This window comes from Nonomuraea sp. NPDC051191 (assembly GCF_044455665.1).
In the GTDB taxonomy this organism is placed as follows: domain Bacteria; phylum Actinomycetota; class Actinomycetes; order Streptosporangiales; family Streptosporangiaceae; genus Nonomuraea.
The window spans coordinates 64,835-76,994 of sequence record NZ_JBITEZ010000019.1; the positions used below are offsets into that span (position 1 = coordinate 64,835).

Genomic DNA, 12,160 nt, shown 5'->3' on the forward strand with positions numbered 1-12,160 from the left:
CTCCCATGAACCCCCCTGCCGGTCCTGGGACGGCGACGGCCGGGTCGGCTGATCCGCGGGTGGCGGTGGCTGGGCTGGCTGCTGCCACCCGGCCGTACCTGGTGGGGGTGCGTCACCACAGTCCGGCCCTGGCCGTGGTGCTGCCCGAGCTGCTGGAGGCGGCCGATCCGGAGACGGTGTGCGTCGAGCTGCCTGCCGACTTCCAGCAGTGGCTGCCGCACCTGGCCGACCCCGCCACCGTCGCCCCGGTCGCCCTGGCCGGGAACGGCGCGGGCGGGCTCGGGTTCTACCCGTTCGCCGACTTCTCCCCGGAGCTGGTGGCGATCCGGTGGGCGGCCAAGCGCGGCGTGGAGGTGCTGTGCTGCGACCTCCCACTGTCGCACCCGGGCTGGCAGACGACCGTCCCCGAGGCCGTCGTTCCCGAGGAGGGGGTCCCCGACGAGGCCGGGGCCGCCGGCTTGGGCGGCGGCCCCCCGTACGCCCCCAGGTTCGCCGACGCGCTGGCCGCGGCGGGCACCGGGCGGGTGGGGGACGACATGTGGGACCGGGCCGTGGAGGTGCTGGCACCGGGCTGCGAGCCGGAGGCCGTGCGCCGGGCCGCACTCGGCGTCGGCTGGGCGCTGCGGCGCGACGCGGCGGCGGGCGACGGCGTCCAGGCCAGGGACCTGGCGCGGGAGGCGCACATGCGGCGCGTCGTGGCCGCCGCCGCATCCGGCGGACGCCGGGTCACCGCGGTGATCGGCGCCTTCCACGCCCCCGCCCTGCTCACCACCGACGACCCCACCGCCCCCACCCCCACACCGCCGACCACCGCACAGCTCACCGGCGAGGCGGCCGGGCAGGCGGCGGCCCCCGTCCCCGGCGCCTCGAAGGACGTCACGTCGGAGGCCGTCACCTCGCTCGTCCCGTACGCCTTCGACCTGCTCGACTCCCGGTCCGGCTACCCGGCCGGGATCCGGGACCCGCGCTGGCAGCAGGCGGTGTTCGAGGCGGACGGCGTACCGGACCGGGTCAGGGACGGCGCCGCCCGCGCGATCACCGACCTGTGCAGGGAGCTGAGAGCAGCCGGGCACACGGCCGGCACCGGCGAGGCCGTCGAGACGCTGCGCCTGGCGTGCGACCTCGCCCGCCTGCGCGGCCTGCCCGCCCCCGGCCGCGGCGAACTGCTGGAGGCGGTGACGACCGTCCTCGGCCAGGGCGAGCCCCTGGGACGCGGACGCGCGCTGGCCAAGGCGCTCGACGCGGTGTTCGTCGGGACGGCCAGGGGCCGCACCGCGCCCGGCACGCCGCGCTCCGGCCTCGGCCCCGCGGTCGAGGAGGAGCTCGCCGCGCTCAGGCTGCCCTGCCCGGACGACCCCGACCCGCGCGAGGTACGCCTCGACCCGCTCCGCTCGGAGCTGGACGCGCGCCGGGAGGTGCTGCTGCGCCGCCTGCACGTGTGCGGCGTCGGTTACGGCGAGCCGATCCAGGTCGCGGGCACCGGCGACGGCACCGCGCTCAGCACCAAATGGCGCCTGTCCTGGACGCCCGCCGTCCCGGCGCTGCTGGACCTGGCCGGTGTCCGGGGCGTGACCGCGGCCCAGGCGGCGGCGGGGACGCTGCGGGAGACCTACCGGCGCGAGTCCGCGGACGGCGGGCCCACCTGCCGCGTCATCCTGGACGGGCTGCGCGCCGCCGCCCACTGCGACCTGCCGGAACTGGTCGAGCGGCGGCTGGAGGACGCCGCCGGCACGCTGCCCGCCACGGCCACCCTCTCCGAACTGCTCGACGCCCTCGACCTGCTGGAGGCGCTGCGTCGCGAGCACCTTCCCGGCACCACGCCGGAGGGTCGCGAGCAGGCGGGCGAGCTGGCGGTCACGCTGCTGGAGGCGGCGGTCCGGTCCCTGCCCGGCCTGGCCGGCAGCGACCGGCCCGAGGACGCGGTGGCCCTGGTCGCGCTCGCCACGCGGGCCGGCGAGGACCGGCTGGGCCTGCGGATGGACGACGCGCTGGGCGCGCTCGCGCGTACCGGGGCGCCGCTCGTCCAGGGGGCCGCGCTGGCCGCCCGCGTGCTGCTCGACCTGGACGGTCCCGACCTGCTGGGCGCGCGGGCCGCCGGCTGGATCGACGCCGCCACGACCCCGGACGGCCGTCGCCGGCTGAGCCTGCTCCTGACCGGCGTGCTCACGGCAGCCGGACCGCTGCTCCAGGCGGCGCCCGCCGCGCTCGACCCGCTGATGGACCGGGTGGACGAGCTGGCGGACAAGGAGTTCCTCGACCGGCTGCCCGCCCTGCGCGGAGGGTTCGACACGCTGGCGCCGGCGGCGCGCGGGCGGCTGCTGGCCGCGGTGTCCGAACGGCTCGGCGACCGGCCGGACCTCGTACTGGGCGCGCCGGCCGACCTGCTGGCCGCCTGGACCGCCGCCGACCTGGCCGGCCTCACGGCCCTGACCACCCTCGGCCTCCCGACCCCGGAAAACGACCGGCTCCAGCCACCGGCCGAGAAGTCGCCCGCCGAGGAGGACCGGCTCCGGGCATCCGCTGAAGGGCCGTCCGCTGAAGGGCCGTCCGCCGAGGGCGGCGCGCTCACGGGGCGGGAAGCGGCTGGCGAGGGGGAGCCTGAGGTGTCGGGGGGCGTACGCGGTCCGGGAGGCAGGTCGCTGATCGGTCCGGCCGACCGGTGGCGGTTGCTGCTCGGACGGGAGCACGAACGGCTGCCCGCCGGCGCACGCCCGTACGCCCGCGCCCTGGACGAGCTCTACGGCGCCGGACGCGGCGAGGGCGCCGACGACTTCGAGCAGGGCGACGCCGGCGGCCAGGGAGCCCCGTTCCCCACGGCCCGCGAATGGGCCGACGAGCTGGAGTCCCTGTTCGGCGGCGACGTACGCGAGGAGGTGCTGGCCAGGGCCGCCGACGCCGGACGCCACGACGTGCTCGCCGAGCTGGACCCCGCCGCCGTGCGGCCGTCCGTCGAGCTGCTGACCTCGGTGCTGTCGCTGGCCGGCGGGCTGCCCGAGCAGCAGGTCGCCAAGCTCAGACCGCTCGTCCGCCGCCTGGTCGCCGAGCTCACCCGCGAGCTGGCGACCCGGCTGAGACCCGCGTTGACCGGCCTGGCCAACCCGCGTCCGACCAGCAGGCCCGGCGGACGGCTCGACCTGCCGCGCACGCTGCGCGCCAACCTGGCCCACACCCGCCGCCTCGACGACGGGCGGCTCGTGGTGGTGCCGGAACGGCCGGTGTTCAGCACGCGGGCCAGGAAGGAGGCCGACTGGCGGCTGATCCTCGTGGTGGACGTGTCGGGATCGATGGAGGCCTCGGTCGTGTGGTCGGCGCTGACCGCCGCCGTCCTCGCGGGCGTGCCGACGCTCTCGACGCACTTCCTGACGTTCTCCACGCAGGTGATCGACCTGACCGACCGGGTGGACGACCCGCTGTCCCTGCTGCTCGAAGTGCGGGTCGGCGGCGGTACGCACATCGCCGCCGGGCTCGCGCACGCCCGGACGCTGGTCACCGTGCCGAGCCGGACGCTCGTGGTCGTCGTCAGCGACTTCGAGGAGGGTTACCCCGTGGGCGGCCTGCTCGCGGAGGTGCGCTCGCTGGCCGGGTCCGGCGTGCACCTGATGGGTTGCGCGGCGCTGGACGACCAGGGCGTGCCCCGTTACTCGCTGCCCATCGCCCAGCAGCTCGTCGCGGCCGGCATGCCCGTCGCCGCGCTCAGCCCGCTCGCCCTCGCCCGCTGGGTGGGCGACCGCCTCCGGGGAGAAGTCCGGTGAACAGCTCTGCAACGCTCCCGCCCGCCGCGCCGCACGTGGTGGCCGCCGCCGTCGATGCCCTGACCAGCAGGTTGCGCAAGAAGGTGGACGCGGCCGTCGGCCAGTACGCCGCCCTCGACCGAGTGGCCGACGGCGCCGACGTGGTGGTCACGTGCGGGGAGGACGCGGTGGTCACGCTGTCCCCGGGGCCGTCCGGGGTGATCGCGGAGGAGGGGCAGGCACGTTGCTCCTGCCTCCTCGCGCCCCGCTGCCTGCACCGGGCCGCCCTCCTCACCGCCTGCCCCCTGGCCGACCCGGCCGACCTTCCGCTCCCGGACGGCGAGTCGGCCACCCCCGACGACGTTCCCGCGTCACCGGGCTCCCCGCCGTCCCGCCCCGGGCACCCCGGCGCGCCCCCCACCGACGAACGACCCGTTCCCGCGGACCCCGGCCGAACGCCGGAAACCGGGCAGGAGGCCGGGCAGGGCTCGGGGCAGACCTCCGGGCAGGGTTCGGGGCAGGGCTTCGGACAAAGCTCCGGGCCAGGCTCCGGACAGGGTGACGGGCGGACGGCCGGAGCCGTTGTGCCGGGAGCGGCGCAGGTGGCGGCGGCTGCGGGGTTGTGGCGGGCGGCGGCCGCCGTCCTGTCGGCCGGTGTGCCAGGAGCGGGCGCGGTGCCGCAGGCGGAGCTGCTCCGAGCCGCCCACACCGCCCGCCTGGCCGGGCTGCCCAAGGCCGAGGCCGCGACGTTGCGGGTGGTCCGCGGGCTGCGCGCGGCCCGTGCCAGGTACGACGGCCACCGCCTCGCCGACCTGGTGTCCGCCCTGCGGGAGCTGCTGCTCACCGTGGGCCGGCTGGCCGCGTCCGATCCCGACCCGGCGCTGGTCGGCACCGTACGGCGCGGCTACCGTCCGAACGGCGGCCTGAAGGTGTACGGCGTCTTCCGCGAGCCGGTGATCAGCAGCACCGGCTACGGCGGGGTGGTCACGCACCTCGTCACCGACGACGGACGCTGGTTCTCGGTCGCCGACGTCAAACCCGGCGGCCCCGCCCGTGCCCGCGGCGCGGCCACCGCGACCGTCGCGATCGGGGCGGCCATGATGAGCCACGCGCAACTGGCCCGCGGCGGCCTGCTGATCGCGGGGGCCACCGTCTCCCCGGACGGCCGCCTCGGCGCGGGCAAGGGCGTGCAGGCCACCCCGGTCACCGGCCTGGCCTGGACGGACGGGCCGCTCGGCGCGCTGTTCACCCGGCCGCTGGCCGAGGCGGCGGGGGAGCGGCTGTCGGCGGGGGCGTGGAGCGAGGAGGAGTCGGCCGAGCAGGTACGGGAGCCGGTCGGCTGCGATCTGGTGATCGTCGGCGCGGCGGGCGACCACGTCCTCGCCCGCCAGCTCCTGACCGCCGGCCCGGCGCCGGCCGAGGGCGAAGGGCCGGTGGTCCGGCTGGTCCCGGCGAGCCGTCATCCCGATCTCGCGCACGTCGAGAACCTGCGGCGGCTCGCCTCGCGGCCCGGCCTGCGGGTACGGGTGGTGGCCAGGGTCGAGCCCGGCCGGGCGGCGACGCTGGTCCCGCTCGCCGTGGGGCCGGTCGCGGGCGAGGAGGCGACGCTGAGGCTGCCCCCCGAGTGGCAGGGGCGGGCCGACCTCGGCTACGACCGCCTCCAGGGCTCCCACCTCCCGGCCGCCGACGCGTGCCCACCGCCCGGCCAGGACGCGTACGGCGAGGCGGACCCGCTGGAAGGCGCGCCGCTCTGGCGGGTGCGCCGGCTGGTCGAGCTGGCCGTCTCCGGCGGGCGCAGGGCGGTCGCCGAGTCCGCGCGCGGCGGCGACGCCCGCCGGCAGGCCGCGTCCCTGCGCGACGCCGGCTTCCGGACGGCCGCCGGCCTGGCCGTCGCGCTCGCCGACGAGGCCGACCGCCGCGAACGGGACGTCTTCGGCAGGCTGACCGAGGCCGGTCCGGACGGGTACGCGCGGGCCTGGCTCGCCGCGGCCACCCACCTGGCCGCCACCGAACGCGCCCTCGTCCGCACCTCCTGGCAGGCCACCCCCTGACCGGCCGCCTGCGGGCCACCCCATCCACGGGCGGCCCGCAGGCGGGGGGTGACCGAAAGGAAGGCGCCGCTTGCCGGCCCGTGGTGGTGAAGGTCGGACCCGCGGTCAGGCGGGGTGGCGGGTGACCGGGAGGAAGACGCCGGTCGCCGCTTCGCGGGCCGTGACGGTGAAGGTCAGACCGGCGTCCACGGCGAACGTGACCTCGATCCGCGGCTCCCCGCGCCGCGCGGCGGGGATGCCGCCCACCATGTACGTCCCCAGCACCGCGTTGAGCGCGGCCGTCTCCTGCTCGCCCTCGTAGACCTCGACCCGCAGCGACGACTGGTGATCGGCGGTCGTGGTGAACGTGACCGTCCGCTCGGCGGGGACCGGGCTGCCGCGCTCGATGACCTTCCGCAGGACGCCGCCCTTGCCCCGGAGACCGAGCGTCACCGGCGTCAGGTCGGCCTTGAGCACGCTCGCCTGCCGCGCCGCGCCGATCGAGGCGGCCTCCGCCGGGCCGAAGCGCGCGAGGGGCACCTTGCCGCCGGACATCTCCGTGACCAGCGCCGTCACGGCCGGCATCAGGCTCGCGCCGCCGGCCAGCACCACGTGCGCGAGGTCGGACACCTTGAGCCCGGAGTCCTGGAGCGCCCCCCGGAACGGCCCCCTGAGCCGGACGAGCAGGTCGGCGGTCAGGCTCTGGAACTCCTGCCGGGTCACCGTCGTGTCCAGGTGGCGCGGGGCCTGCCGGACCGTGGCCAGGTAGGGCAGGTCGACACGGGCCTCCCGCGCGCCGGTCAGCTCGATCTTCACCCGCTCGGCGGCCTCGCGCAGCCGCTGGAGCGCCACCCTGTCACCGGTCAGGTCGACGCCGTGGGCCTCCCTGAACCGTCTGACCAGCTCGTCCACGATGCGCTGGTCCCAGTCGTCGCCGCCGAGCCGGGTGTCGCCGTGGGTGGCCAGCACCTCGACATAGCCGTCGCCGATGTGCAGCAAGGACACGTCGTAGGTGCTCCCGCCGAGGTCGAAGACCAGGACGGACCGGTTCTCCTCCTCGTCGAGCCCGTACGCCAGCACCGCGGCGGTCGGCTCGTTGACGAGGCGCAGCACGTTGAGTCCCGCCAGCGTGCCGGCCTCGGTGACGGCCTGGCGCTGGGCGTCGTCGTAGTAGGCCGGGACGGTGAGCACCGCGTCGGTGACCTGCTCGCCCAGGTACGCCTCGGCATCCCGCTTCAGCTTGCCCAGCACGAGCGCGCCGACCTGCGGCGCCGAGTACGCCGAGCCGTCGATGCGCACCGACCAGTCGCCGCCCATCTCCAGGAGGACCGACCGGACCGTGCGTTCCGCGTTGACGACGGCCTGCCGCTTGGCGGGCTCGCCGACCATGATCTGGCCGTTCTTGCCGAAGGCCACCACGGACGGCGTCGCCGGCGAGCCCTCGGAGCTGGGGACGACGGTGGGCTCGCCGCCGTCGACGACAGTGATCACGGAGTTGCTCGCGCCGAAGGAGATGCCGACGGCCCGGCCCGTCCGGCGCGCGGCCCCGGCCAGGCGGATGCCCGGCGGCGGGGCGGGGGCGGGCCGGGGCCGCGTCCGCGCCGGTTCCGGCCTGTTCCGCACGAGCGGCAGCTCGTCGGCCGCGCCGGCCTGGCTGTACTCGGGCAGCGGCAGCCGCCGGTCGAGCAGCCGGTAGCGCAGCGCGCGGGTGACGTCCCCGATGGACAGGTCGGCGGGCCCGGCGGGGACGCCGTCCTGAAGGATCCTGAGCAGCTCGCCGGTGAAGGCGGTGTGGCGCTCTCCGGGCGGCGCGAGCGACAGGGTGTCCCTGGCCGAGGAGGTCAGGACGTACGCGCTGGTCGTGTCGATCAGCCCGCGCAGCGCCGGGCCGCTCATGCCGTGCGCCATGCCGCTGTAGCAGCAGTCGAGCACGACCACGGCGCGGGGCGCGCGGCGCTCGCGGATGATCTCCCGGATGACCGAGAACCGCACGCCGCCGATCCGCAGCCGGTCGGGCCGGGTGGTGGCGATGGGCAGCAGCAGGTCGTTCTCGGTCTTCTCGCCGTGGCCGGAGTAGTAGATGAGGACGGTGTCGGCGGCCTCGGTCGCCGCGTCGTGGATGAGCCCGAGGACGTGGTCGGAGCTGGCCGGGTCGATGAGCTGCGCGCAGTGGTCGGGCCGCAGCCCCCACGAACGCGGGCCGGTGAGCACCTCGGCCAGGTCCGTGACGTTGGCCCGCACCGCCGGCAGGGCGGGCCACATGACCTGGTCGGTGTACGTCGTCGTGCCGACGAGGACGGCCCGGCACCGGGCCGGGTCGGGCCAGGCGCTCATGAGGCGGGCGGCTCCAGCATGTCGGCCAGCAGCCGGGCCACCTCCATCACCTTCGCCGGATCCTTGGCCGCCTCGACGGAGAGCTCCAGCGTGCGCTCGCCGTGGCTGACCTTGACCGTGAAGCTGTGGCGCCGTGTTCTGAGCCAGCCGGCCAGCGCCTGGACGATCGAGACGCCCAGCCCTCCGGACGCGGCCGAGACCGCGACCATGAGGGCGTCGACGGTCCCGTTCATGGCGCCCGGCTCGGGCGGCCCGGCCAGGGGCCGGATCTCCACGCCGCGGAAGGCGCTGTCGCCACGGAGCTGGCGCTCCAGGGAGGAGAGGGCGGGGGCGGTCGGCGTCTCGCCGTCGAGGCGCACGATTACCTGCATGCCAGCAGTGTGGACCGCCCCCTGTCCCGGCACAACCGCCCGCAGCCACTCGGGAGCGCGGCCTACTCGGGGGTGCGGGCGGTGAAGCGGGGGCGCAGGCGGTTCTCGTACAGGGTGAGGGCGGCGGCGATGGCCATGTGCATGTCGAGGTACTGGTAGGTGCCCAGGCGCCCGCCGAACCAGACGTCCCGCTCGCCCTTGGTCAGGTCCCGGTAGCGGCGCAGCCGGTCGCGGTCCTGCGGGGTGTTGATCGGGTAGTACGGCTCGTCGGCCCGCCCGGCGAAGCGGGAGTACTCGCGCATGACGACGGTGGCGTCGGACGGGTACCAGGTGCGCTCGGGATGCAGGTGGCGGAACTCGTGGATGCGCGTCCACGGCAGGTCCTCGTCGGCGTAGTTGATCACCGACGTGCCCTGGAAGTCGCCGGTCGGCAGCACGGACGTCTCGAAGTCGAGCGTGCGCCAGCCCAGCTCGCCCTCGACGTGGCCGAAGTAGCGGTCCAGGGGCCCGGTGTAGACGACGGGCACCGCGCCGGCCAGGCTCTCCCGCAGGTCGAAGAAGTCGGCACCGAGCCGGATCTCGATGTTGGGATGGTCGGCCATGCGCTCCAGCCAGGCGGCGTAGCCGTCGGTGGGCAGCCCCTGGTAGAGGTCGTCGAAGTAGCGTCCGTCGAAGGTGTACCGCACCGGCAGCCGGCTGATGATCTCGGCGGGCAGCTCGGCCGGGGCCGTCTGCCACTGCTTGGCGGTGTAGCCCCGGATGAACGCCTCGTACAGCGGCCGGCCGATCAGCGAGATCGCCTTCTCCTCCAGGTTGCCGACGCTGGTGATCTCGGCGGCCTGGCGGGCGACCAGCTCGCGGGCGTCGTCCGGGCCGAGGTGGCGGCCGAAGAAGGCGCAGATCGTGCCCAGGTTGATGGGCATCGGGTAGACCTGGCCCTTGTGCACCGAGTAGACCCGGTGCTCGTACCGCGTGAACGACGTGAACCGCTGGACGTAGTCCCACACGCGCGCGTTGGACGTGTGGAACAGGTGCGACCCGTACCGGTGGACCTCGATGCCGGTCTGCGGCTCCGGCTCGCTGTAGGAGTTGCCGCCGACGTGGTCCCTGCGCTCCAGCACCAGCACGCGCAGCCCCAGCTCGCTCGCGCACCGCTCGGCCACGGTCAGCCCGAACAGGCCGGAGCCGACGACGACTAAGTCGGCGTTCATGCGGCGGCCGGGAGCAGCCGGTCGAGCCATCGCCGCACGGGCAGCGCCAGCACGATCCCGGCCAGGACGAGGTGGACGGCGAAGAAGATCACGGCCACGGCGACGCTCGGCGGCCCGCCGACGAACACCGCGATGTGCGAGGCCCACGTCAGCGTCGCGGGCCGGCCCTCGGGCCAGTCGCCGAGCAACCACATCGACAGGTCATTGAGCCCGGAGATCACGATCAGGACACTGGCGATCCCGACCTTCAGCACCCGGTCCGAGCGGGCGCCGCCCAGCCGGTAGGCGAACAGCACGGCCAGCACGGTGAACGAGTTCATGAAGAGCATGAACTGGTAGAGCTCGGGGAAGGCGGCGGTCTGGTCGGCGGCCTCGGCGTAGGAGAAGATGTGCAGCACGTTGATCGTGTCGAGCACGCCCATGTAGCCGACGACCAGCGCGCACATCAGCGCCATCCCCAGCCCGGGACGCCGGGGGAACCCGGCGATGGCCAGCACCGCGAACACCAGCGGGCTGACCTTCCACAGGGCCTCGAACGGGTTGTCCAACGTACGGTCGGGCGGCAGGATCACCATGATCAGTGTCGCCGCCCCGGCGCCCAGTGCGGCGGGCGCCAGCCACAGCCAACGCCTCAACGATCGTCCTTCTCCGTGAAGAACGGTCCCAGCGAGAGGGCGTCCATGTCGGTCTTGAGGTAGCAGCGCACGGCGTCCTCGGGGGTGCACACGATGGGCTCCTCGTTGTCGTTGAACGAGGTGTTGACCACCATGGGCACGCCGGTCAGCTCGGCGAAGCGCGAGATCATCGCGTGGTAACGCGGGTTGTCGGCCGCCGTGACCGTCTGGACGCGGGCGGTGCCGTCCTCGTGCGTGATCGCCGGAACCTTGTCCCGCTGGTGCTCCAGCACGTCGAACACGAGCAGCATGACGGGCGAGGGGTAGCCGCTGGCGAAGTACTCGCCGGAGCGTTCGGCCAGGCAGGAGGGCGCGAAGGGACGGAACGGCTCGCGGTGCTTGACCTTCTCGTTGAGCCGGTCCTTGGCGTCGGCGCGGCGCGGGTCGGCCAGGATCGAGCGGTTGCCGAGCGCGCGCGGCCCGCACTCCATGCGGCCCTGGAACCAGCCGACGATCTTGCCGTCGGCCAGCGCCTGCGCGGTCGTGTCGTTGATGTCCTCGGTGCGCCGGTACTTGAGGCCGGCGTCCTGGAGCGCCCGCTCCATCTCCTCCTCGGTGAACTCCGGGCCGAGGAAGATGTACTCCTGGTCGCGCGGGCGGCGCATGCCGTACTTCTCCACGCCCAGCAGCAGCGCCGAACCCAGGGCCGAGCCGTCGTCGGCGGCGGCGGGCTGGGCGAAGAAGTCCTCGAACGGCGTCTCCAGCAGGATGCGGCCGTTCATGACGCTGTTCAGCGCGACGCCGCCGGCGGTGACCAGGCGGGTCTGCCCGGTCTTGGCCTGGAGCCAGCGCGCGACGTGCAGGCCGGTGCTCTCCAGCGTGGCCTGCAGCGCGTACGCGACGTCGGCGTAGTGCTGGGAGGGGGTGGCGCGTTCGCGCGGCCTGGCCGGGCCGAAGCGCTCCAGGAACTTGGGCGACATCTGGTGCTTGCCGGTGGCGTGATGCCGGAACCAGCTCAGGTCCAGCTCGAAGCGGCCGTCGGGGCCGAGGCGGACCAGGTCGGCGAAGTCCTGCACGTACCGGTCGGTGCCGTACGCGGCCAGGCCCATGACCTTGCCCTCGTCCCTGGTGGGGTTGAAGCCGAGGTAGCCGGTGACGCCGGCGTACATGGCGCCCAGCGAGTGCGGGAACTTGATCCGCCGGATGTCGTGGATCCGGCCGCCCTTGCCCAGCCCGAGGTAGGTGGAGGTGCCGTCGCTGCCGATGCCGTCCCAGGTGATGATCGCCGACTCCTGGTACGGCGAGATGAAGAAGGCGCTGGCGGCGTGGGCGCGGTGGTGGTCCATCAGGTGGACCTTGAACTTCGTCCTGCCCCGGAAGTTCTGCGACTCGCGCAGGATCGTCTCCAGGGTGAACCCGCGCCGCAGGTGCAGCAGCAGCGCGCCGCCCACGTTGTAGTCGTCCGGGTGCGCCTGGCCCTTCTGGTCGGAGAGCGTCTCCAGCAGGCCGCTGGCCTTGTCGCCGTAGTCGCCGGCGTCGTTGCGGAAGACGGCCAGCGTCTGGGGCAGGTGCCGGAGGAAGTGGCCGGCCGCGTGCAGCGTCTCGCGTGGCGCCTGCCAGTAGTAGGCGACGTGGTCCACGTCGGCCAGCGTGATGCCGGCCTCCTCCAGGCAGTAGCGCACGGCCTGCGCGGGAAAGCGGCCGTCGTGCTTGACCCTGGTGAAACGCTCCTCCTCGGCGAAGGCCACGATCGTCCCGTCGGCCACCAGGGCCGCCGCCGAGTCGTGGACCTGGCTGATGCCGAGCACAAACATGAATGCCCCCTGACAATGCGCATGACCCAGCGGCCCCGCGTCGGAGATCTTCCTA

The 12,160-nt window shown here is 74.8% G+C and carries 7 protein-coding genes; 2 read left to right on the plus strand and 5 right to left on the minus strand.

Annotation, left to right across the window (positions count from 1 at the left end; translation table 11 throughout):
• Positions 1-5 precede the first annotated feature (5 nt).
• Together ACIA8R_RS42690 and ACIA8R_RS42695 are read left to right on the plus strand one after the other, a co-directional pair.
• A complete protein-coding gene (locus ACIA8R_RS42690) occupies positions 6-3,752 on the plus strand; it encodes a DUF5682 family protein (protein ID WP_397043309.1) in 3,747 nt (1,248 codons plus the stop codon).
• Complete coding sequence (locus tag ACIA8R_RS42695; protein WP_397043311.1) at positions 3,749-5,782, plus strand: hypothetical protein; 2,034 nt, start codon at positions 3,749-3,751, stop codon at positions 5,780-5,782. The genes ACIA8R_RS42690 and ACIA8R_RS42695 overlap by 4 nt, the downstream gene beginning before the upstream one ends.
• Positions 5,783-5,887: 105 nt before the next feature.
• Here ACIA8R_RS42695 and ACIA8R_RS42700 read toward each other — a convergent pair whose 3' ends face one another.
• The 5 genes from ACIA8R_RS42700 to ACIA8R_RS42720 all read right to left on the minus strand — a co-directional run bounded on the left by ACIA8R_RS42700 (position 5,888) and on the right by ACIA8R_RS42720 (position 12,105).
• Positions 5,888-8,095 (minus strand): Hsp70 family protein, encoded by a 2,208-nt coding sequence (locus ACIA8R_RS42700; protein WP_397043313.1) that lies wholly within the window; start codon positions 8,093-8,095, stop codon positions 5,888-5,890.
• Entirely contained in the window at positions 8,092-8,466 is a 375-nt protein-coding gene (locus tag ACIA8R_RS42705) for a hypothetical protein (protein WP_357703694.1), read from the minus strand. The genes ACIA8R_RS42700 and ACIA8R_RS42705 overlap by 4 nt, the downstream gene beginning before the upstream one ends.
• A 62-nt stretch (positions 8,467-8,528) precedes the next feature.
• On the minus strand, positions 8,529-9,677 hold the full coding sequence (gene glf / locus ACIA8R_RS42710; protein ID WP_357703692.1) for a UDP-galactopyranose mutase: 1,149 nt from the start codon (positions 9,675-9,677) through the stop codon (positions 8,529-8,531).
• Positions 9,674-10,312, minus strand: a complete 639-nt coding sequence (locus ACIA8R_RS42715; protein WP_397043316.1) for a hypothetical protein — start codon at positions 10,310-10,312, stop codon at positions 9,674-9,676. Before ACIA8R_RS42715 ends, glf begins: the two co-directional genes overlap by 4 nt.
• Positions 10,309-12,105 carry a carbamoyltransferase C-terminal domain-containing protein gene (locus tag ACIA8R_RS42720; protein ID WP_357703688.1) on the minus strand — a complete coding sequence of 599 codons (1,797 nt, stop codon included), beginning with the start codon at positions 12,103-12,105 and terminating at the stop codon, positions 10,309-10,311. Before ACIA8R_RS42720 ends, ACIA8R_RS42715 begins: the two co-directional genes overlap by 4 nt.
• Positions 12,106-12,160 lie beyond the last annotated feature (55 nt).

Coding starts and splice junctions, on each gene's coding strand:
- ACIA8R_RS42690 (WP_397043309.1), top strand. CDS start 6: ATGAACCCCCCTGCCGGTCCTGGGACGGCGACGGCCGGGTCGGCTGAT.
- ACIA8R_RS42700 (WP_397043313.1), bottom strand. CDS start 8,095: ATGAGCGCCTGGCCCGACCCGGCCCGGTGCCGGGCCGTCCTCGTCGGC.
- ACIA8R_RS42705 (WP_357703694.1), bottom strand. CDS start 8,466: ATGCAGGTAATCGTGCGCCTCGACGGCGAGACGCCGACCGCCCCCGCC.
- glf (WP_357703692.1), bottom strand. CDS start 9,677: ATGAACGCCGACTTAGTCGTCGTCGGCTCCGGCCTGTTCGGGCTGACC.
- ACIA8R_RS42720 (WP_357703688.1), bottom strand. CDS start 12,105: ATGTTTGTGCTCGGCATCAGCCAGGTCCACGACTCGGCGGCGGCCCTG.